The 406-nt window shown below is 71.7% G+C and carries 1 protein-coding gene; it reads right to left on the reverse strand.

What is annotated here, in order from left to right:
- A partial coding sequence (locus HKX41_10560; protein ID NNC24572.1) for an AMP-binding protein occupies positions 1 to 406 on the reverse strand: 406 nt, incomplete at both ends.

The raw sequence follows: 406 nt of genomic DNA on the forward strand, positions 1-406 counted from the left end.
GCCACGCCGGCATGCGCACGAACGCGGCCGGGACCATGTAACCCGGCAGGCTCGCGGCCAGCGCATCGCGCAAGGCTTCCGCGGCCAGCGGCCGATCGCTTTGGTAGTAGGCCGCCAATTGCTTTTCGCCCGGCGCGTCTTCGCGCGCCAGCACCACCGCTTCGCGCACCCCGTCGAATCCGCACAGCCTCGTCTCGATCTCGCCCAGTTCGATGCGGAAACCGCGGATCTTGACCTGATGATCGTTGCGGCCGAGGAACTCGACGCTACCGTCGCCACGACGGCGGCCGAGGTCGCCGGTGCGGTACATGCGCGCGCCCGGCGCGCCGTACGGGTCGGCGAGGAAACGCTCGGCGGTGAGGCCGGCGCGGCCGAGGTAACCGCGCGCCAGGGCGACGCCGGACAC

Source organism: Salifodinibacter halophilus, from assembly GCA_012999515.1.
GTDB lineage: Bacteria > Pseudomonadota > Gammaproteobacteria > Nevskiales > Salinisphaeraceae > Salifodinibacter > Salifodinibacter halophilus.